Source organism: Flammeovirga sp. AWQ4_249, from assembly GCF_056161045.1.
In genome coordinates, this window is record NZ_JBSWYJ010000063.1 from 1 (window position 1) to 21,650 (window position 21,650).

Here is a 21,650-nt window from a genome sequence, read left to right on the forward strand (position 1 = left end):
CTCATTAATTTTACAAAGAGAAATTTCGAGGGTTGATCAAAACATTTTGAAATCTAAAAAATAGATTTACACAGTTTCTGAGATACTCCCTGTTTTAAAAGGCTAACCAATACCTTGAGTTAACCTTAATCTATTTGTCTATTCTTGTTCTAATTCTGCAAGTCTTTTCAAGTCCGCTTTCAGCATCTCTTGCGTCAATTGATCGGAATCTTTGTATTGTTTTCTAAGCTCTTTTAATTGCTGATGTAAACTAGTTCTTACTTCTACATAAGATGGATCATCATATACATTTTGCATCTCTTTAGGGTCTTTTTCAAGGTCATATAATTCCCACTCATCAATATCATAATAGAAATGGATGAGCTTATACCTTTTGGTTTTTATCCCATAATGACGCTTCACACCATGAATACCAGGATACTCATAATAATGATAGTACAGAGCATCTCGCCAATCAGTTTTCTTCTGCTCCATTAAAGGAATCAAAGAAGTCCCTTGCATATCGTTAGGGATTTCAACCCCTGCCGCTTCAAGGAAACTTGGTGCATAATCTATATTCTGCACAAGATCTTTGTTTATACTACCTGGTTTAATATGTCCTGGCCATCTAACCATCAATGGCGTTCGGAAAGATTCTTCATACATAAATCGTTTATCAAACCAGCCATGTTCTCCTAAATAAAAACCTTGATCAGATGTGTAGACAACAATTGTATTTTCTGAAAGTCCCGATTTATCTAAATAATCTAATAAACGGCCTACATTTTCATCTACACTAACCAATGTTCCTAAGTAATCTTCCATGTAGCGTTGGTATTTCCACTCCGTTAATGCTTTTCCTGTAAGATTACTCTTCTCAAAATTCTCATTGATTGGTCCGTATACTTCTTCCCATTTGGTTCTCTCTTCGGTTGTCATTCTTTTGAGATTTTTCTCATAAGCCCAATCGTACCATCCCATGAATGGTTTGAAACCTTTTTTATCTCTGATAGCAGGCGAAATTTTAGTATCATTTGTAAGCCCCATATGATCAGAAATCCTCATTTCAGCCTCTTGAGCAGCTTTTCTTCTTCCTTTATAATCATCAAATAAAGTTTCAGGTATTTTGATTTTCTGATCTTTGAAATCTTTCAAATGTTCCATGGCTACCATCCACTCTCTGTGAGGTGCTTTATGATGTACCATCAACATAAATGGCTCTCCCTTATCTTTTTGTTTATCAAGGTAAGCAATTGCTTTGTCTGTGATAATATCTGTCACATAACCTTGCTCCGTCACCATTCCTTTAGGAGTTCTAAAATCAGGTTGATAATAGTCTCCCTGGTCAGGCAAAACTTCCCAATAATCAAAACCTGTTGGCTGTGATTTTAGATGCCACTTCCCTACAACTGCTGTTTGATAACCTACTTTTTGCAAAATCTTTGGATAAGTAACCTGAGTCGAATCAAAAATATCCAAGTTATCTTTTACTGTATTTAAATGACTCATTTTACCTGTCAAAGTCACCGCTCTACTTGGAGAACAAATAGAATTAGAAACATAAGCATGATCGAAACGCATTCCTTCATTAGCCAATCGATCAATATTGGGAGTATGTATCAATGAAGTATCATAGGCACTAATTGCCTGATAGGCATGATCATCAGACATAATATAAATAATATTAGGTCTTTGGGTCTGCTCTTGCTTTTCTTGTTTTTCTTGACAAGCTATAAATAAGAAACTTGCCAATACGGATAGAATGATTGTTATTTTTCTTCTCATTTTAGAAAACTGATTTTCTTAATACGGTTGCTCCAAGTGGAATCATTGTAGCATTTACAACTTCACCATTTTTGTTCGTAAAACCTACTTTTAGTTGAACACTTTCGAATGGATTAAAAGACTGAACATTTTCAACTTTAATTGAATCATCATTACTCAGTTGGTAAGAAGCCTTTTCATCTTGAGTATAAGTATACTTTTGATCCTTAAATTCATCTTTCCATACTTTTACATCTTCTGCTTTTCCATCTAAAGGAAGAGCGAATAATAAAGGGCCATATGTTACATAATTACCCTGTGTATCATGATGAATTTCTGGTTGAAAATCCATTTTCACATCAATTTTACCATTTCCTATAGATGTAGGTAGAATGACATATCCATTCTGATTTGGCTGATAAACTTTACCATTTACCTTAAATGACTTCGCCCATTTCGGAACTCTTAATGCCAATTCATATTCCTTTTCCCCTTCTATTTTTAATTGAACATCACCAGAGGAAGGATAGTTTGTGATCTGCTCTACGGTAATAATCTGCTGTCCAACTTTAGTGGTCAATTTTGATGGGCCATATAAATCTAGATACAAAGTATCTCTTTGAGTATGCCACATATTCTGTACATAATATGGATAAATTCTACCTGCATTTGGTGCACAACAAACTGCTATATCTTTATGAACTGGAGAATATTTATAACGATTTTCTTTTGTATCCTTACAATCATGATCATTGATATGACCACACATTGAATAAGAATTATCACTCTTACAATAAGCAATAGAAGATTCATGTGGATGCCTTGCACCTTGAGCGGCATTAAACAAAATCCATTCTATTTTATCTCCCCAATGGCTGTTATGGTCAAATTTATTCAAGACTGCATAACTATCTAACAGTTCTTGTAAAGAACAATATTCATAGCCTGTACTATCGGCATTAGCATGTCTTCCGAAAATCCACTCATCACCAATCGGCCCACCACTTACACTTACTACTTCTTTTAGTTTCTGTAAGTAATTATCTAGCCCCTCTTTATATTTTTCTTCTCCAGAAGTATAGGCTGCTAAAGTTAAACTTCTTAGATGTTCATAAGTATGTACACCATGACCTTTAAATTTATAGTCTTTGTCTGCTAAGTTTTTCAATAAAATATCTTCCTCTGCCATTTGATGAAGGTTATAATCATCCAATAAGAATTTAGCAAAATCAAGATATTTTTTCTCTCCAGTAATATCATACAACTGATCACACACATCCGTAAAGGTCAATCCATGGCCAACCCCTGCAAAAGGTTTATTAGTTTTAAAAGGAGTAGATTTTCCAATTGGATAAGCTTTCATGGTTACATTAACAGCTTTCTTTACCGCCTCTAAAACTCTCTTATCTTTTGTTGCTTCATAATAAGCTATTAAACCTCTAAATAATGAAGCCTGTGCCCATAATTCGCCATTTTCTGTAGTATGATCATAGCGTAAATCATCTGCATAAACACCTATGTAACCATCAGGGTCTTGAGTAGCCAATTTATCATTTACATATTTCACTACTTTATCAATCGCTTTCTGATCACCTGTTAAAAGAGCATTTCTGATATATCCATCCCACCAATTAGATTGAGTTTCAGAATTCCACCAAAGAAATTGAACGTTCCATTCTCCTTCACTATTCACAGCACCCACATCTTTTGACTTTACCTTTTTTGTCAACCGGTCTTTACCATAAATATCATCTTCTATTATCAAGTCAGGAACTAACTCATCCAAATGACCTACAAAACCCTCTTTTAGGTCTGATTCCATTTGTGTCTTCATCCAACCTTCAGGATGTATATCTCCAAATTGTATGGATTGTAAAGTTGTATTGGTTTCTTTCATTTCATTACATGAATTTAGAAATATCAGAATGGGAAATAATATGTAGAGTCGCCTCATTTTTATTTACTTATAATTTAAGATAATCAAAAGTAATGTACCTCAGATTAAAAAACTTTGAGGATTTTGACCAAATTTATGCATATATTATCATCAATATATTTATTTATATAACAACAAGAAAATATAGAGGAATATCAGAGCTAAAAGAGAATATATAGAGCAGTCATCATCTTTTCAACTTTTCAAAGTAAATCAGGAAAGATTCGCCCCCTACTGGCATTATCATCCAGAAGTAGAGTTGACTTTAATTACAAAAGGAAGTGGTTTACGTTTTATCGGCGATACAGTAATAACTTTCGAAGAAGGTGATTTTGTTTGGATAAATCCTAATGTCCCTCATCAATGGGTCTCCTCAAAAGAAGTTATGGACGTGGAAGCTTATGTTTTACAATTTGATCCATTAATTCTTAATCAAGTTCCCGAATTGAAAAATATACTTTCTGCTTTTTCACAAAAAGTAAGTGGTTGGGATTTCAATAATCTTGATAAAAAAATAAAAGAACTTCCAATATTTATTCATCAAACTAATGATGAACCAATTCAGAAGTTCTTTAAATTTCTTGATTTACTTTATCGACTAAAATCAAAAACAGTTTCTGAAATTCCATTAATGATAAATAGCGATCAGCAGATAATCGGGAATAAACGATTAGATACTATCCATAAATTTATTTTTGAAAATTATCAAACGCAAATTGATTTAGAGACTATTGCGAAAAAGATTAATATGACTAAAACCTCCTTCTGTAGATGGTTTAAACAAGCAAAAGGTATCAGTTTTGTAAATTATCTTCATCAATTTAGAATAGAACAAGCGTGTCATTTATTAAAAACAGCACATCTTTCTAAAAGTCAAATTGCCTATGAAGTAGGTTTTGAAAGCATCAGTCAGTTTAATAGAACTTTCAAAAAAGTGAAGAATTTATCTCCGAGTGATTTTATGAAGGAATTCAATAAAGACTAGTTTACTATTTTACCCCAATTAGCATCTGCTTTCTTTTCTAAATCTTGAGGACCTTCTTCCTTCCAATATTCGAGTGTATTAGAAAAGAATTTATTGTAAAAGAGCATTAATCTTCCATCTTGAATAATAAATGTCTCATAATTTACATTTACTTTTTCTCCTTTATCAGCCATTGCGTAAGCACACCATCCTCCATAAGCTGGAGCATATTTTTCAGGATTAGCTAAAAACTTATCAACATGCTTTTGTGAAATAAAGTGATATTCGGCTCCTTGATATTCCGCTTTGAAGTTTTTATCACCTTCTACGGCTTTATTTTCAAAATAACTCACCACATCATACCCTCCAACAGCCAAATTTCCTTTTTCAAGGTTTAATTCTTTAGTGGATTGTGAATAACTATAAGCATGAAGTGTAAAAAATAAGAATAATTTAAACAATACTTTCATTGTTGATTTCATAGCAGTTGATGTTTTGAGCGGTTTTTATTCAACACTAACATGAAATGTTGATAACTTTTTAAATATATACTTATACTGAAAAAGAAACTAAAAAGTTGTTCACAAAATCCAAAAGGTTTTGGAATGTAGAATGAATAGTTAAAAATGAAGAATTTAATATTTTCTTAAAAAAGAAAAACATCAACATAAAAAAAGGTGAAATGATTATTACTAACCATTTCACCCTATATAGCAAGAAGCACTCAAAAACTAACAGTGTTTTCGATGCTTCATTTTATTTATTGATAAATAACTTGTTTATCAAAAGCTTCTTCAACATCTGATAATATATTCAATACATCATCATGTGTCATCGCTTCCACAAGTTGTGTCCTAAAAGGCTTGAAATGTTGAACACCTTTGAAATACGTTGTATAATGACGTCTCATTTCAAAAATACCTGTACGATCACCTTTCCATTCTACAGAAAAATTTAAGTGACGTTTTACCGTTTCAATTCTTTCTTGGATAGTAGGAGGAGCTAAAATTTCTCCTGTTTCCATATAGTGTTTGATTTCTCTGAAAATCCATGGATAACCGATCGCTGCTCTACCAATCATGATTCCATCTACACCATATTTTTCTTTATATTCTACAGCTTTTTGAGGAGAATCGATATCACCATTTCCAAAAATTGGAATATGGATATCAGGATGATTTCTTACCTCTGCAATTGGATCCCAATCAGCCACGCCTTTATACATTTGTTGACGTGTACGACCGTGAATTGTTAAAGCTTTAATACCTACATCTTGAAGTCTTTTTGCTACTTCAACAATACGAATAGTATCATGATCCCAACCTAAACGTGTTTTTACAGTTACAGGCTTATCAACTTGCTTTACAATTTCTTCTGTCATCTTTTGCATCTTATCGATATCCAAAAGAATACCAGCACCGGCTCCTCTACCAGCTACTTTTTTAACAGGACAACCATAGTTGATGTCGATAATTTCAGGATTAGCTTCTTCGGCGATGGAAGCTGCCTCACGCATAGATTCAATTTTTTCTCCAAAAATCTGAATACCAATTGGACGTTCGTAATCATAAATATCCAATTTTGCACGGCTTTTTGCTGCATCACGAATCAAACCCTCCGCAGAAATAAACTCTGTATACATTAAGTCTGCACCATTTTCTTTACAAACCGCTCTAAATGGCGGGTCGCTTACATCTTCCATTGGTGCTAACAATAATGGAAAATCTTTTATTTCTAAATCACCTATTTTTACCACTTCTCTATAGCATTTTAATTGATTAGCAAAGGTAGAAATTATACACTTTTCAAAAGAAGTGTATCTTTGCTATTTATTAGTGAACTCTATATAAACAGTATAGGTTCATAAAAACCTAATTATGAGACAATTCATAACATCTATTAGGAATTTTGAGCCTATTTTGTTTGAAACTACAAATGTAATAAAAGAACATGACAGACCATATTCTAGAACAAAATCCAGGATATTTCTTTAAAAAATTTCTATCTCTGATCGGATTTGTAATAATATTTACTTTAATAGGTCAGGCCGTAATAGTAGGGGTTCTACTTCCGATGTATGATTTTGATTCAACTGCAGTTTTTCAAGCATTATCTTTAAGAGATAATAGAACTGTGATGTATATTGTTCAAGGTCTTTCTGCATTATTTACATTTATCATAGGACCTTTATCTTATGGATATTTTTATGATAAGCCATTTACAAAAAAATTATCTAAAGGAGTAAGTGATAATTCACAATGGATTCTTGCCATCGTTATTATTATTACTTTTCTTCCATTAGGTTCAGCGCTATTAGTTTGGAATCAAAACATTCAATTTCCAGAAGCATTAAGAAGTCTAGAACTAAGTTTTAAAACAACTGAATTAGATCTTGCTCAATTGACTGCATTTCTAGTAGATTTCCAAAGTTTTGGTGAATTTATCATAGGACTAATTGTCATTGCTGTTCTTGCTGGTATTGGAGAAGAAGTCTTATTCCGAGGATATATTCAAGGTTATATCGAAGGCATCTTTAAAAATCCACATATTGCAATTTGGGTAACGGCAATCATTTTTTCAGGTATTCATATGCAATTTTATGGATTCTTTGTAAGAATGTTCTTGGGAGTATTGTTAGGATACCTATTTTTGTGGTCAGGAAGAAGTCTGTACCCCGCTATATTAGCCCATATTGCCAATAATGCAATTACTGTTATTAGTGTTTATATAAATAAAGAGGAATTATTGAAAGAAATGGCTGATCCATTTTCAGCAGAAGCTCCAGAATGGTATATTGTATTACTTTCTACAATTGTTGCCTTTGGAATTTTATATCTTTATAAACAAAAAGGAGCGAAAGTAATTTCAAATAATTAATCTATTATTCATTTTAATAAACTGATAAAACATGGATAATTGGGAAAAAGTATTTTCTACGGATAAGCTATACCAAGCTGAAATCGTAAAGGAAACATTAGACGAGAGAGGCATTAATGCCGTATTTTAGACAAAAGAGATTCTTCTTATAATAACTTTGGTTATAGAGAAGTTTACGTTGAAAAATCTGTTGCAGAAGAAGCAGCACAAATTATTAAACAAGATGTTCAATTTGAATAATAGTTCTGAACTAACACAACGCGTAATAGTTGGATTTTTAGGTGGTATTGGCATGCTAGGTGCTATTTACTACGGTGTTTGGACTTATTTTATTTTATTTTTACTCATCAGTGTTGCCGCAATGTTAGAGTTTTATAAGCTCTTACGATTGGAAGAACACTTACCCCTTCGTACATACGGTACTTGTCTAGGGATTTTGATTTACTGCCTGACGTTCTTTATTGAAATGGATTTGATTAGTATGAAATGGCTCTACTTAGTATTTGTAGGCTTTTCATCTGCTTATTTAATTAAACTTTACAACAAGAAAGACGACAAACCTTTTAAAAATTTAGCATACACATTTCTAGGGGTCATGTACGTGGCTGTTCCTTTTGCATTAATTCATGCTTACGTATTTTTTGATACGCAATATCACTATGAAATTTTGATTGGAGCTATGCTAATTCTTTGGGCTAATGATTCTGGAGCATATTTTTCTGGAAAAACATTTGGACGTAGAAAATTATTTGAAAGAGTTTCTCCTAAAAAAACTTGGGAAGGAAGTATTGGTGGTGCTGCATTGGCGGTCACTGTAAGTTTAATCTTCTCACATTTCTATACTTCATTAGAAGCATGGAGATGGGTTACAATCGCCATTATCATTGTGGTAACAGGAACGTATGGAGATTTGGTCGAGTCATTATTCAAGAGAAGCATGAGTATTAAAGACTCTGGTCATACTTTGCCAGGGCATGGTGGTTTCTTGGATAGATTTGATGGATTATTATTGTCTGCACCATTCATTGCAGCCTTTTTGAAGATATTTCCACCAAATTTTTAAAAAAATCAATAAAATATTTGGATAGTATAATTCTATCCTACATATTTGCACCCGCTATCACACGAAGATAGCACACAGAGAGTTGGCAGAGTGGTCGAATGCGGTGGTCTTGAAAACCATTGTACCGCGAGGTACCGGGGGTTCGAATCCCTCACTCTCTGCTAGCAAAAGCATCAAATCGAAAGGTTTGATGCTTTTTTTGCATTAATTTTTGACAACAAAAAAGGATTCTAAATATCTTTCTGTTTTTTCCACTTAATAAAGAATTTTAGAACTAAACCTTTAGAAAAATATTCTTTTACACTTCTTCATTGAAATACTATTGAGAAAATAGGGATTGTAAAGTCTTTTATTTTTCAGATATAAACAAAATAAGAATCTATATTACAATCTGTTAAGAATTTTATTGAAAAAATATTGATAAAACACTTGGTAGATTAAAATCAACCTTGCATATTTGCACCCGTCCAATGACACAGAGAGTTGGCAGAGTGGTCGAATGCGGTGGTCTTGAAAACCATTGTACCGCGAGGTACCGGGGGTTCGAATCCCTCACTCTCTGCTAGCAAAAAGCATCAAATCGAAAGGTTTGATGCTTTTTTTGTATCTAATACTTTATGAAATCCTACTCCAGTTGGTCACTGATTTTTTAACAAGTAAAGATTGTTGATGTTTGATGATCGCGTGTTCTTCTTTAGAAAGGTCAGGATCTTCGTCTATGATCTTTTCTGCTATTCCTCTTACAAATTGTAATAAAGCAGCATCTTGACCAATATCAGCGTGTCTGAGGTCTAATACACCACTTTGTTGTGTACCTTCTATATCTCCAGGCCCTCTAAGTTTTAAATCCGCATCCGCAATCTTAAAACCATCTGTAGTATCCACCATCGTTTGTATTCTCACTTTACCATCTTTTGATAGCTTATCACCAGTCATTAAAATACAATATGATTGTTCACCTCCACGACCTACACGTCCTCGAAGCTGATGCAACTGAGCTAATCCAAATTTCTCAGCATTCTCAATGATCATTACAGTAGAATTTGGAACATTCACTCCTACTTCAATTACAGTTGTCGCTACCATAATCTGCGTTTTTCCTTCTGCAAATCTCTGCATTTCTGCATCTTTATCAGCGGCTTTCATTTTACCGTGAACAACACTTACTTTATAATCAGGAAAAGCACGCGTGACACTTTCGTACCCTGCCATCAAATTGGCATAATCCATTTTTTCAGATTCTTCAATCAGTGGATAAACAATATAGACTTGACGACCTATTTCAATTTGTTCCTTTAAAAAACCAAATACTCTCAGCCTTCCTTTTTCAAACTTATGCCATGTAATAATAGGTTTTCTACCTGCAGGTAACTCATCGATCACAGAAACCTCCAAATCGCCATATACGGTCATTGCAAGTGTTCTAGGAATAGGCGTTGCAGTCATCACCAACATATGAGGTTTAGCCTTACTCGTTTTTTTCCATAATGCTGCTCTTTGTGCGACTCCAAAGCGATGTTGTTCATCAATCACACACAAACCTAAATTATAAAAATCAACTTTATCTTCTATCAATGCATGTGTACCTACAATAATTTTAAGAGATCCATCTCTAAGCGTTTCATCAATGACTCTTCTTTGCTTTGTTTTTGACGAACCTGTTAGTAATGCGATAGTCACTCCCATCTCATCTGCGAAAGGTTTTAAACCATTGTAATGTTGTTGGGCTAAAATTTCTGTAGGTGCCATTAATGCAGATTGAGCATCATTATCCAAAGCCATCAACATACACATAAAAGCTACAATCGTTTTACCACTACCTACATCTCCTTGAAGAAGTCGATTCATTTGGTAGCCACTTCTCATATCATTATAAATCTCCCTTACTACTCTTTTTTGAGCACCCGTAAGATCAAATGGTAAATGCTCTTTGTAGAAGATGTTAAACGTAGGGATTTTATCGAAAATTTGTCCTTTAAATTTATCTGTTCGTTTTCCTACTTTTGAGGCTATAATTTTTAGTTGAAGAAAAAATAATTCTTCAAATTTTAATCGATATTGTGCTTGAGCTAATGTTTCTTGAGACTTAGGAAAATGGGTCCATGCCACTGCAAGACCTTTTGAGATGAGGTCATTCTCTTTAATGAGATGTTCAGGTAATGTTTCAGAAATAGAATGATAGACATTTTCCAAGAGTGTTCTTGTAAGTTTTGCCAAAACTCTACTGTCCATATTCTTACTTTTCATCTTCTCAGTAGTATGATAAACAGGCACCAAACCACCTTTTTGATTCTTAGAAGTAGCAGGATCATACTCATCTAATTCAGGGTGAGAAAAGTTCATTTTCGAACCATAACGTTGCGGTTTTCCATAAAGGACATACCATTTACCAACAGCTAATTTTTTTTCAATCCATTTAGCTCCTCGAAACCAAACTAATTCTATTTCTCCTGTTTCATCCGAAAAAGAACCAACAAGTCTTTTTGACCTTCCTTCTCCAATACTATTCAGAAAAGTCAAACGACCAATCACTTGAACATATGCGTTGTCATTGATGATATCATTAATCTTATAAAAACGAGTTCTATCTTCATGACGAAAAGGATATTGCTCCAATAAATCACCAAAAGTATATACTCCAAGCTCTTTGTTTAGGATCTCTGCTCTAACACTTCCTACTCCTTTTAGGTACTCAATTTTTGTATCAAAGATGTTTTTCACTAGTTTTTACTAATTTTCCTTCAAATTAATTGATAGACAACAGGTCGAAATTAGTGGTTTATTGCGAGAATATGTTAATTTTAAAAAACGCTTTTTTATTAAATCATTATTCTGACGTTTTCTATGCGATTATTACTCATAGTCACTCTATTTTTTCTAAATCTAATACCTGTCTTTTCTCAATTGCCTGACCAAGATATAGAAGCTTGGAGAGAAAAAGCGAGAAATACCTCTTTTTATAGAATGGAGGTAAGAGCATTTGGAATCTATAGAATTACCTATACTGACCTTCAAAGTGCAAATTACCCATTAGCTACCGCTGACTTATCTGCAATCAGATTATTCAGAAGAGGAAATGAGGTAGCGATTAAAATTACAGACTCAAATAATAATAATCGTTTAGATCAAGGTGAATACATCGATTTTTATGGAGAGCCGAACGATGGTATGACAGATCAAGCTCAATTTAGAGATCCAACTGATTTTGTCAATCCTTATGAACCAATCTACTCTAAAACTGCTGTTTATTTTTTAAGTTCTTCAGCTCTTACTGGTGATACTCCAAAACGTATGCAAATCAGTAATGAAGATACAAGTGGTGCAGTAGCTGTAGATTATCATTGGCATACTGAAACGTATAGAGATACTCCCATTCAAAAGTCTTTTGATTTTAGAACTTCTTTCAGTCCAGGTGAATCAACAAACGGTAGTGACAGAACTTCTTTTAGCAGTGCATTTAGAGGTCCTAGATCATGGACAACTTATAACACTCGAAACAAAGCCGGTATAGTCAATTTTCAATTATGGACGCAAGGGTTACACCCTGGTGTTTCGAGTAATCTTTTTAAATTAGAAAGCCGAGTTTTAAATTTTTCATATAGAACAGCAGGTATTGAATTTCAATTAGGACCTGAAAGCAGTACAGTAACGACAAGGTATAGAGAAAATGTTTTACGCTATGAATCTACTGGTAATATCTCTACCTCTCTTGTAGAAAATGATTTTGATGCTCAAGGAAGCACCTCAGTCAGATTAGTTGATATTTTTAATGGAACTGGTTCTGATAATAATCAACTAGGTGTCATGTACTTTAACTTGACTTATCCTCAAAGTCATGATGTAATTGACAATGATGCAGATATTAAATTTTCAGTTTATGGAGACGTAAAGAAGAAAGTTTTAGCACCACAAAGTAATCAAAGTAACTTTTATAATATTACAGACCCTACTACTCCTATTCTATTTCAAAAATCAAATGCCAATTCAATGGACGAAGCGATTATCGCTCAAAATGGCAATCAAGAAGTAGAAATTTATTTTAGTGCACAAACAAATTCTGTAAGCAACATTGCTTTAGCAGAGTTTGAGTTTAATGATAATAATCTAGCCTACAATTATCTTATTATCACACACCCTGCATTAACACAACCATCAAGTAGTTATTCAAACCCTGTTGAAGCTTATGCCAATTACAGAAGATCAAATGACGGTGGTAGCAATCAAGTATATACTGCAGAAATTCAAAAATTATTCAACTCCTTTAGTTGGGGGGAAGAGAATCCTCAAGCCATTCGAAATTGTATCAACTTATTAAGAACAGAAGATTTAGCGTATGTATTAATTATCGGTAAAGGTCTTGATTTAGATGAAGATCCCTATGAGTCTACTCCTACAGGACCGAGGGCTTATAATTATATTCCAACGTATGGATATCCTGGTGCCGACAATGTATTTACAATGGGTTTTGATGGAAATGAAACAGGCGTCTTACCTGTAGGGCGTATTGCGGCCTATGTCCCTCAAGTAGTAGAAGACTACCTTACGAAGATACAAGAACATGAGGCTTTGAATTTTGATGATTTATGGATGAAGAAAGCATTACACCTTAGCGGTGGAGGCAATGCTTATCAACAAGATGAATTTAGAAGAATTGTCGATAAATATGGAGCTATTTTCATGGATACGCTTGAAGGTGGAACAGTTGAGACTGTTAGTCGTCAAAATGATGGTTCTATCGAATTTATTGACGTATCAGATATCGTAAATGATGGTATAAGTTTAATGACCTTCTTCGGACACTCATCTGCCCAATCTGCTGATATCGATATCGGAGAAGCAAGTGACCCAACCAAAGGATATGAAAATCAAGGAAAATATCCATTCATTATGATGAGTGGTTGTGGTGGTGGTAACTTATTTACTACTGAAAAATCTTGGGGTGAAGACTGGATTGAAACTCCTCAAAAAGGTGCTATTGGCTTCATGGCAAAAGCTGGTTTAGGTCAACAATTTGAATTAGAGTTGTTTGGAGATAATTTTTATGAAGCTACCTATGAAAAACAAATTGGCTTAGCAATTGGTGATCATATGATCATGACTCACGCTCTTAATTTAGTTGGCAATCCTTCTATTAGACGAATTGCGACAGTAGAACAATATGGGTTACAAGGTGATCCTTTTACCAAAATATCACCTGATAAAGTCGATTTTTCTATCAAGGATGATCAAATTACGATTATCCCTCAAGATGGTGAAACTCTTAGTTCTGGAGATGATTTTTATCGTTTGAGAGTACAAATAGACAACTTTGGACACACTTTATCACAAGATAAAATCTATATTCAGGTCAATAGAAGATATGGTAATGGTATTGCAGCTAATTCTGTTTATGTGGACTCAATGAGCAATCCTTACAATTCAATAGATACTTTATTTACCGTTCCTAATAGCACTACAGATAAAGAAGATGGGGATGGTACGAACCAAATTACTGTTACAATTGGAAACTTTTTAACAGCAGGAGGTCAAGTAATTACTACTATTGATGAACTTGATGATACGAATAATATAGCAACTACTACAGCTGATTTTTATACAGAGAAAGTTTCTTTAATTTTCCCTCAAAATTTTGCCGTTACACATGATGATCAAATTGATGTTTATGCTTTTGATTATAGCTCAGTGAAATCTGATAAAAATGTTCGTTTTCAATTATCATTAGACAGTACTTTCACTTCAATTGCTTTACAAGAAGATGTCACAAGTGAACAACTTTTTAAATGGAGTATTCCTTTAACAAGTACACAAGATACCACTGTGTATTACTTGCGCTCTCGAATTGCAGATAGTGACGATAGTAATTGGGCTACTATTTCTTTTACAAAAATTAGAAATTCTTCTGGAGAAGGCTGGAATCAAAGTACGCTTTATGAAATGGAGCAGAATATTATTGATGGTGCTTTAGTTAGTTCTAATAATGGTGATCTTAATTGGTCATTCCCAACAAATGAATCTAGAATTGAAGTAAAAGCAGCAGGTGGTTCATATACTAATGGCTATTTCTATGAGGTTAAATTAGATGGACAAACCTTTTTAGTAGATGGTTCTTGTGTTCGTAGTGGTGATGCTGGTGATAAAGTCATCTTTTTAGTCTTCGATCAATTCACAGGTTTTTTTAAAGGTGCTCAATCTTACTTATGGGGACCTCTACAATGTGGTGAAGGTCTTCCTCCAGTTGCAGTAATGTTTAATTCATCTGATATAAGAGGTGGTAATGTAGTTGGTAGTTCTCCACTAACAAGAAACGGCCCTTATTCTTTATTTATTGATCCAACTTATAAATTTGCAAGTATTGAACCTGGTGACTATGTACTTACAATAATGGCTGGATCTTTTGATTTTCAAGGTAATTTACCAACTAACCCAGATAAACTAGATGCTTATCATAAACATATAGAAGGTTTTGCGGAAGTAGGCTTGGACACTTTAGATATGCAAGCTAATTTGACACAAAAAGGCTTACCTTTTATTGGTTGGAGTAGATTTCAAGGAAACCCATTAAACTCTTTAGTTTACTATGGAACAAGTACTAATGACTTATTAGATCAAACTTTTACCATCCAAAAAGATGTTACCACTGCTTCGGTAACAACTGGATCTATTGGTCCTTCTAGTCAGTTTTCAAGATTATGGATTAATGCAGAACTTCCAGGTACTTTTAGTCAGATAGAAACCACTGTTTTTGGTATGGTTAAGGATGAAAATGGAACGATAGTCGCTCCTGATTCAATCACGACTTTAAAAGGTGTTTCTGGTAGTAATGGATTTGATTTAGATGCATACAGTGAAATAAGAAATTATGACTTTATCGCATTAAAGACTTATTTAATGGATACAAGTGCTCAAAGGCAAATTCCACAATTGACGGATTGGCGAGTTGCATTCACTCCGGTAGCTGAGGGAGTCATGTTGACAAATAATACAGAAAATCCATCGAAATTACAGCAAGGGCAGAATACTACTTATCAATATGAGTTCCATAATATTTCTTCAAAAGCATTTTCTGATAGTCTTTTAGTAGAAGTTAACTATACCTCAGATCAAAATACTTTCAATGGATTTAGCGATACGTTATACATTCCTCCATTACCTGCAAATGGTATGAAAACCATTGATATTACAACAGATACTTGGAGAAAAAATGATCCATCAAAAAGAATCAGTGGTCAAACAACCATTACAACTATTGTCAACGGTAATCACAACCAATTAGAATTATTTTATAATAACAATAGTTCTGGTACCGAGAGTGTCTATGTAACACAAGATTCTCTTAATCCTTTGGTAGAAATTTTATTTGATGGAACGAGAATATTAGATGGAGATATTGTTTCTCCTAGTGCTGAGGTAAGTTTAAGTATGATCGATGAAAACTCATTTATTAGCTTAGATGATAACCTCGTCTCAGGAAGTGATACGATCGTAAATGCTTTTATTACACCAGAAGACGGAACACCAATCCCAATTGATTTATCAAGTTCTTCGGTAGATGGTGTTAACGAGCAAAACCATATTCTTTTGAACTTCAATATAAATGATGTTGTTCCAGTAGAATTACTTGATCAAGATGGTCTATTATCTTCTGGTAGATATAATATAGAAATCAATGCATCTGATCCATCAGGAAATGGAGCTGGTTATTCAAGTACAGATAATCAAGCACCAAAACTGAGTATTAATTTTGAAATTAATAAAGAATCAAGCATTACTAATTTCTATCCTTATCCTAACCCATTCTCTGATAAAGTTAAATTTGTTTTTCAAGTTACAGGCACTGAGGTACCTGATCAAATGAAAATTCAAATTATGACTGTTACGGGACGTGTTGTCAGAGAGATCTTCAAAGAGGAATTAGGACCTATTCGTATCGGAAATAATATAACTGACTATGCATGGGACGGTACAGATGAATTTGGAGATCAATTAGCTAATGGTGTCTATTTATATAGAGTCATCATTCCACAAAAAAATGAGGGAATATATGAACACAGTTCTACCTCTGGAGATCATATGTTCAAACATAACATTGGTAAACTTTATCTTCTAAGGTAATCACAAGGAATATTCACTCCTGTTTTTTGGGGTAGCTTATCATAAACAATACTGTTTTTACTTGCTCTAGCTATAGGATACAAAGTCCAGAGTGTAAGTAGGAACAGTATTATTTTTTTACAGTTTATTTTTTGTATTGAATCAATAATTTGAGAGAATGAGAATACTAATAGATAACATAAAAGTGGATATGTAGGTGCTAAAAAGCGCTCTACTTCTTGATGGCCTTCCCCTGCCTTCTTCATAAAAATTGTCAGAATATAAGCTAAATAATATCCCAAATATATAAACGCTGCCAACTTTACTTTTCTATCTTTTATAAAGTAAAAAACAGAAAGTAATGCTATTATAAAAATGAACAGAAAAGGTGTTGGGTAATTGGTTATTTTGAGTACGGGAAAGAAATAGCGGCTTGTTACCTGGTCAAAATCTCTCAAAACTTCTATTAAAAAGTCAAAATAAAAGGTCGCTTCTTCTCTTACTTCTAAACCTCCTCGTGTAGCATAAAACCAAATACTAAAAGGTAGAATAACTACAAAAATATGTATAGCTATTTGAATAAAATGAGAATTTAATTCATTTCTATAAAATAGCAAAAGGCCAAGCCAAGCAAAAAAGAAAATATAGACACCAGCAATTCTTTGTAATGGAATAAAAACTCCTGCAAGACTCATTATCAACCCTATTTTTTGTGATGGTTTTTCTAAATAAGTAAATAATGAGATGAAATAAATTGATACTAATAAGATGAATAAGCATTCGGACCAAACAAATTTTTCACATAGAAGAAAAGCGGTAGATGTAGAAAGTAAAATTGAGAAAAAGTAGTTCGAAATACCAAAAGAATAGTGTCTCTGATAAAAGGCTAACCAAAGCAAAATTGTAATAAGTATTGAAAAATAATTCAATAGGCTTAATGAAATTTCATTTGTACCAATGAAAGTAATGACCACAGAATAAAGAGGAGGCCAAACTTTGTTGATATTTCCAAAAGTATCTAAGAATATACCTTGATCCTCCCAACTTTCAGCTGACGCTAAGTAAGTACAAGAGTCATTGGTCAATGATATACCTTGTTTTAAAGAGATAATTGAAAATATACTCCATAAAACGATAGCCAATAAATAATTCCCTTTATAGGAAAGTAATCTTTGAAATTTATTCATTTATTTTGCTTATCAATAGAATATCAAAAATAGTATATTTTGAATACAAAAGTTAACATTACAAACTTCCCTTTCTATATTACTCTTATTCTTCTCCTTTTGATAATTGGTGGAGTGTATCATGATGTATTATTTTCACCCAATTCATTTTTATTCAAAACAAGTGGAGATGGCTTAAAGAATTACTTCCTATTTGCGTGGGTTGTTAAAAATGGTAGTATTGATGGTTTTACAGGTGTCAATTATCCTTTTGGCGAAACAATATTATATACTGACAGTATGCCGCTACTTAGCTTGATGTTACATTGGTTAAGTTCTGTTTTCTCTTTTATTCCAGATTATTCGATTGGTATTTTACATTATAGTATGCTGATACTCTTTCCTATCAGCTATTATTACATGTATAAGATTTTAAAATACTATGATGTTTCTCCTTGGGTAGCTGCATTAGGGAGCCTTTTAATTGTATTAAATTGTCCAAGTAATAGTAGGATGTTATTACATTTTGGGCTCTTTTATATTATTTTATTCCCTGTTATTTTATACGTAACATTAACTTTCAAAGACTCAAAATATAGAGCATTACAACTTTTCCTAGGTATTACTTTTGGGTATTTCATCCATGGATACACAGGAGCTATTTGGAGCGGAATTATTGTATTTTATTTCTTATTCAAAATAATTTTCAGTGAAAATAGAAAAATACAATTGATAGGATTACTATCCTCTTTTTCACCAACCTTACTTTACTTTGTATTAGTATCATGGTCTGACAATCATCTTTGGAGAACACAACATCCATTAGCCCTTTTTGACTTCAAAATTACATTTAATCATCTTTTCGGAGGTGTATTATTTAGAAACTTAGATATCCATGAGACTTTACAGTTTAATTTTTGGTTCTGGATAAGTTGTATTTTATGCATTCTTTTCTTCCTCAAAACTAAACCAAAGTTTAATCATCATCTCTTCAAAGATTATAATTTAATCTTATTACTGGGAATAGGTTACCTTATTTATGGAACTTCTCTAATTGTTAAATTTCAATTTGTATTAGAATTAGTTCCTAAACTTGAACAACTCAGAGATCTGCAAAGGTTTGGATGGGTTGGTTTTATATGTATTGTACTCCCATTGATCATACATCAAAATAAATACCTACCACAGAAATTAATTCTTCCTTTACTTTGCATTGGTATTATTGAAGGTATCATCTACAATATTAAAATAACAGAGAGAAATGAATTCAATAAAAACCCATTTCAATATTTTTCTTTGGAAGATAATTACGTTGATTATAAAGGTAAATATGCTGCAATATTAGCTTTGCCTTTTCATTATGATGCACCGATGACTTTACAAGAAAGTGATCAACTTATCAACAACCAATATCATCTAATATATACCACAGGTGTCCCATCTATCAATGCGTATTTATCAAGGTTAAGCTATGAAGAAGAAAATCTAAAACAGTTATTTATTCTTCAAAGCCCCAAACAAAAGGAGGTCTTAAAAGAATATTTTAATGTCAATGATTCTCTATTAATCATTAAAGGAAATAAAGCTATTCACACTCCGGGTGATATACCTTTACAAAAAATAGGAACATTGGATAGTATAACGTTATACAAAGGATATGTCAGAGATTTTATTAATAATACTGTTGCCTTAAATGACATTATTGATAGTGCAATTGTTTACGAGGACTTTTCGACACGATCAACTACACATGGCTTCTTAAAAAAGGGAGCAAAAGAAATCACTAATCATGGTAAACAGTTAATTTTTGAAACGAATCAACAAGTACTTGATACCTCTAAAATATATGATCTAAGTGTATGGACTTACCATCATCACATGGATAGTATATATCTCAACTACTTTCAATTAGAGCAAGGTGGAAAAACTTTAGTCAATAAATCTTTTGGGGCCAGTTTCCAATATTTTGATAAAGAATGGGGAAGTTTTAATTTATCATTTAAGCCCATCGATACTACAAAGTCAATTCAGCTTTATGTAAATAGTAAAAGAGAAAGTGCTGCCTACTGGCATGAAAGATTTAATCCTCAACCAAATGAGGCTAAACATAGAGAACAACCATTATTTTTTGATGATATAATCCTTAAAGAGCATGAATAAGTTATCATTTAAAGAAGGACTTCAAATCCTTTTGATTTGGATCATTATATGGGTATCTGCATGTTCATTTGATTTTATATGGGTATATCTAAAGGATGAGCTAATTTTCTACAACAAATTTTTTATCAGATATCCTCAGTACCCATTCATTTCAAGTTTTATATTCAGTTTTGTCTTACTGCTTGCCTTTCTAAATATCAATCGTTTAGCTTTCACCTTTATTTTCTTTATTGTTAGTTTAATTAATGTTAGTGGATGGTTAAATGCATTTATCTTTAAAGCAATACTGAATAGTTCATCAATAAATGCATTAGTTAATAGTAACCCTAATGAAAGTTTAGAATTCATTTTAAATTACATTACGATTATCCTACCTCTAATAATTTTAGTTTTAGCATTTAGTTTAATACTATATTTTAGCAAAGTAAAATTTAAGACGTCGATTAAATTCAATTTTGTAACTGGATTAATACTCATATTATTTCTAAAATTTAATTGGCATGACTTCCGAAATCATTATTACCCATTTTCTGTAGTTGAAAGTTATAGAGACTTATATAGAAAATCTGAACTTATGAGCAACAGGTTAGAAGCAATAGAAAAAAATAAACTTAAGGTTATTAGAAATGATTCAACTGCAGTAAATATATTATTGGTACTTGGAGAAACCTCTAGAAGAGATTATTTTGATGCTTTTTTTGAAGGGTTTAAAAGTAAAGATAGATTTTTACTTTATAAAAATACATTTGCAAATGCAACAAATACATATAGATCAGTCCCAATGATCTTAAGTAAAAATACTACTAAGACTTTTAAAAATGTTTTTGAAAGCCCTTCTCTAATTTCATATTTTAAAGAATCTGGTTTTTATACTTCATATTTCACCATCGCCCCTAGAGAAACATATGTGAGAAAAGGTTCCATTTTAGATTCTTATAGTTTTGAGGCTGATACATCTTCTTATGCTCCTTATACTAATGATTTATTAACAACAGGGTTTGATCATCATTTATTTTATCCATTAAAAGATCTTGAAGAAAGAAAAATGTATATTAATAAATTTACTATCCTTCATACCATGGGAAGTCACTTATCCTATGAACATAGATATCCTAAAGAATTTGAAATACTTCCAATTCATACTGCTAACGATACGATAAATGCAATTCATAACTACACAAATACATTTTTTTATAAAAGAATGTTTTTTGATTCATTAATAAATTATGTAGATAATAATCCTTTACCTACACTTTTAATATATGTATCAGATCATGGAGAAAACTTATATGATGATGAAAGAGTATTAACTTCTCATGGTGGATTTACTACTTCACCTCAGGTAGAAGTACCATTAGTATTTTATCCAAATAAAAAATTTGTACATAAATCTGCTGAAAAAGTTAGATTCTTGAAAGATAACCTTCATCAAAGGTTCCAAACTCAAGATTTATTTCATACTATCCTTGATTTAAGTGAAATAAAAAATAATGATTTAGACTCTTCATTAATTCTTAGTAAAGAAAATTATAATCATAGAAATGAGCATTACATATATGTATAGTTACCCCATCAAAATGGACTGCAATCAAAATTAATAATTAAGTAAATTGCAGTATTATGAAAAGTAAAAGAAAATTCACCTCAGAA

12 protein-coding genes and 2 tRNA genes are annotated in these 21,650 nt (G+C 32.5%); 8 read left to right on the plus strand and 6 right to left on the minus strand.

Annotated features, from left to right (window positions below; all coding sequences use genetic code 11):
• Positions 1-138 precede the first annotated feature (138 nt).
• Complete coding sequence (locus ACXAHM_RS24565) at positions 139-1,764, minus strand: sulfatase family protein (protein WP_474966368.1); 1,626 nt, start codon at positions 1,762-1,764, stop codon at positions 139-141.
• A gap of 1 nt (position 1,765) precedes the next feature.
• A complete protein-coding gene (locus ACXAHM_RS24570; RefSeq protein WP_474966372.1) occupies positions 1,766-3,640 on the minus strand; it encodes a beta-L-arabinofuranosidase domain-containing protein in 1,875 nt (624 codons plus the stop codon).
• Positions 3,641-3,854: 214 nt separating this feature from the next.
• Between ACXAHM_RS24570 and ACXAHM_RS24575 the strand changes: the two genes are divergently transcribed.
• Positions 3,855-4,664, plus strand: coding sequence for an AraC family transcriptional regulator (locus ACXAHM_RS24575; RefSeq protein WP_474966396.1), 810 nt, complete (start codon positions 3,855-3,857; stop codon positions 4,662-4,664).
• On the opposite strand, the gene ACXAHM_RS24580 is transcribed toward ACXAHM_RS24575, so the two are convergent.
• On the minus strand, positions 4,661-5,125 hold the full coding sequence (locus tag ACXAHM_RS24580) for a YHS domain-containing (seleno)protein (RefSeq protein WP_474966375.1): 465 nt from the start codon (positions 5,123-5,125) through the stop codon (positions 4,661-4,663). The genes ACXAHM_RS24575 and ACXAHM_RS24580 overlap by 4 nt on opposite strands.
• A gap of 278 nt (positions 5,126-5,403) precedes the next feature.
• The gene (gene dusB / locus ACXAHM_RS24585) at positions 5,404-6,399 is read right to left on the minus strand and encodes a tRNA dihydrouridine synthase DusB (protein WP_474966378.1); all 996 of its coding nucleotides are present in this window, start codon (positions 6,397-6,399) and stop codon (positions 5,404-5,406) included.
• A 194-nt stretch (positions 6,400-6,593) separates the two neighbouring features.
• Between dusB and ACXAHM_RS24590 the strand changes: the two genes are divergently transcribed.
• The 4 genes from ACXAHM_RS24590 (at position 6,594) to ACXAHM_RS24605 (ending at position 9,145) form a co-directional block, all read left to right on the plus strand.
• Positions 6,594-7,520 carry a lysostaphin resistance A-like protein gene (locus ACXAHM_RS24590; protein ID WP_474966380.1) on the plus strand — a complete coding sequence of 309 codons (927 nt, stop codon included), beginning with the start codon at positions 6,594-6,596 and terminating at the stop codon, positions 7,518-7,520.
• Positions 7,521-7,743: 223 nt separating this feature from the next.
• Positions 7,744-8,583 carry a phosphatidate cytidylyltransferase gene (locus ACXAHM_RS24595; protein WP_474966382.1) on the plus strand — a complete coding sequence of 280 codons (840 nt, stop codon included), beginning with the start codon at positions 7,744-7,746 and terminating at the stop codon, positions 8,581-8,583.
• 76 nt (positions 8,584-8,659) lie between these two features.
• A tRNA-Ser gene (locus ACXAHM_RS24600) sits at positions 8,660-8,744 on the plus strand.
• A gap of 316 nt (positions 8,745-9,060) precedes the next feature.
• Positions 9,061-9,145 (plus strand) — tRNA-Ser (locus ACXAHM_RS24605).
• 53 nt (positions 9,146-9,198) lie between these two features.
• On the opposite strand, the gene recG is transcribed toward ACXAHM_RS24605, so the two are convergent.
• Positions 9,199-11,304: an ATP-dependent DNA helicase RecG gene (gene recG / locus ACXAHM_RS24610; protein ID WP_474966384.1), complete on the minus strand. Its 2,106-nt coding sequence runs from the start codon at positions 11,302-11,304 to the stop codon at positions 9,199-9,201.
• A 123-nt stretch (positions 11,305-11,427) separates the two neighbouring features.
• Between recG and porU2 the strand changes: the two genes are divergently transcribed.
• Complete coding sequence (gene porU2, locus ACXAHM_RS24615) at positions 11,428-16,695, plus strand: putative type IX secretion system sortase PorU2 (RefSeq protein ID WP_474966386.1); 5,268 nt, start codon at positions 11,428-11,430, stop codon at positions 16,693-16,695.
• On the opposite strand, the gene ACXAHM_RS24620 is transcribed toward porU2, so the two are convergent.
• Complete coding sequence (locus ACXAHM_RS24620) at positions 16,680-17,861, minus strand: hypothetical protein (protein ID WP_474966388.1); 1,182 nt, start codon at positions 17,859-17,861, stop codon at positions 16,680-16,682. The two genes, porU2 and ACXAHM_RS24620, sit on opposite strands and share 16 nt — an antisense overlap.
• A gap of 39 nt (positions 17,862-17,900) precedes the next feature.
• Here ACXAHM_RS24620 and ACXAHM_RS24625 point away from each other — a divergent pair, with 39 nt between their 5' ends.
• Together ACXAHM_RS24625 and ACXAHM_RS24630 are read left to right on the plus strand one after the other, a co-directional pair.
• Positions 17,901-20,000, plus strand: a complete 2,100-nt coding sequence (locus ACXAHM_RS24625; protein ID WP_474966390.1) for a DUF6311 domain-containing protein — start codon at positions 17,901-17,903, stop codon at positions 19,998-20,000.
• A 574-nt stretch (positions 20,001-20,574) separates the two neighbouring features.
• A complete protein-coding gene (locus tag ACXAHM_RS24630; RefSeq protein ID WP_474966393.1) occupies positions 20,575-21,564 on the plus strand; it encodes a sulfatase-like hydrolase/transferase in 990 nt (329 codons plus the stop codon).
• Positions 21,565-21,650 lie beyond the last annotated feature (86 nt).

What these genes read in the sequence shown, in the direction of transcription:
- ACXAHM_RS24595 (WP_474966382.1), top strand. Translation starts at nt 7,744, where the DNA reads ATGTTCAATTTGAATAATAGTTCTGAACTAACACAACGCGTAATAGTT.
- porU2 (WP_474966386.1), top strand. Translation starts at nt 11,428, where the DNA reads ATGCGATTATTACTCATAGTCACTCTATTTTTTCTAAATCTAATACCT.
- ACXAHM_RS24590 (WP_474966380.1), top strand. Translation starts at nt 6,594, where the DNA reads ATGACAGACCATATTCTAGAACAAAATCCAGGATATTTCTTTAAAAAA.
- ACXAHM_RS24565 (WP_474966368.1), bottom strand. Translation starts at nt 1,764, where the DNA reads ATGAGAAGAAAAATAACAATCATTCTATCCGTATTGGCAAGTTTCTTA.
- ACXAHM_RS24620 (WP_474966388.1), bottom strand. Translation starts at nt 17,861, where the DNA reads ATGAATAAATTTCAAAGATTACTTTCCTATAAAGGGAATTATTTATTG.
- ACXAHM_RS24570 (WP_474966372.1), bottom strand. Translation starts at nt 3,640, where the DNA reads ATGAAAGAAACCAATACAACTTTACAATCCATACAATTTGGAGATATA.
- ACXAHM_RS24580 (WP_474966375.1), bottom strand. Translation starts at nt 5,125, where the DNA reads ATGAAATCAACAATGAAAGTATTGTTTAAATTATTCTTATTTTTTACA.
- ACXAHM_RS24630 (WP_474966393.1), top strand. Translation starts at nt 20,575, where the DNA reads ATGAGCAACAGGTTAGAAGCAATAGAAAAAAATAAACTTAAGGTTATT.